Origin of the sequence: Vreelandella sulfidaeris (assembly GCF_042429665.1) — a bacterium.
In the GTDB taxonomy this organism is placed as follows: domain Bacteria; phylum Pseudomonadota; class Gammaproteobacteria; order Pseudomonadales; family Halomonadaceae; genus Vreelandella.
This window is the reverse complement of the sequence record NZ_JBHMAC010000018.1, coordinates 1-578: the sequence shown is the minus strand read 5'-3', so window position 1 is coordinate 578 and position 578 is coordinate 1. Positions and strand designations below refer to the sequence as shown.

At 50.2% G+C, this 578-nt stretch carries 2 tRNA genes; both read left to right on the top strand.

What is annotated here, in order from left to right:
• The first annotated feature begins 184 nt into the window (after positions 1 to 184).
• A tRNA-Ile gene (locus ACFFLD_RS20185) sits at positions 185 to 261 on the top strand.
• Positions 262 to 358: 97 nt separating this feature from the next.
• A tRNA-Ala gene (locus ACFFLD_RS20180) sits at positions 359 to 434 on the top strand.
• Positions 435 to 578 lie beyond the last annotated feature (144 nt).

The window sequence follows — 578 nt, the reverse complement described above, 5'->3', positions numbered from 1 at the left end:
TAAACGATGCGTCACGCACAGTAAGCGTCCACAATGAATTACCTGATCAGATCATAGAGCAAACGGTTTAAGCACGATCCCCTCTTGGGTCTGTAGCTAAGTTGGTTAGAGCGCACCCCCTGCCTTTAATAGAGAGGAGGGTGAGGTCGGCTGGCTAGTGACGCCTTTGAGGCGATAGTAAGCCGGGTCTGTAGCTCAGTTGGTTAGAGCGCACCCCTGATAAGGGTGAGGTCGGCAGTTCAAGTCTGCCCAGACCCACCAAATTCCCGTAATACTGCGTTAAAATGCTCCTCGTATAGCAGGCTATACGTCGTCGCATTTTGCCTTGCCTTACAGGAATTTGCGTAACGTTAGTATTGGGGCCATAGCTCAGCTGGGAGAGCGCCTGCCTTGCACGCAGGAGGTCAGCGGTTCGATCCCGCTTGGCTCCACCATTTACTTAATACCGTTTGTTGTTTCGTGACCATTGATAAGTCGCACGCCGAGCGTCGCCTTATCACTGTTCATTGAACAGTCGCTCTTTAACAATGTATATCATGCTGACAAGAACACTTCTGACGAAGTGCTCTTAAATTGTG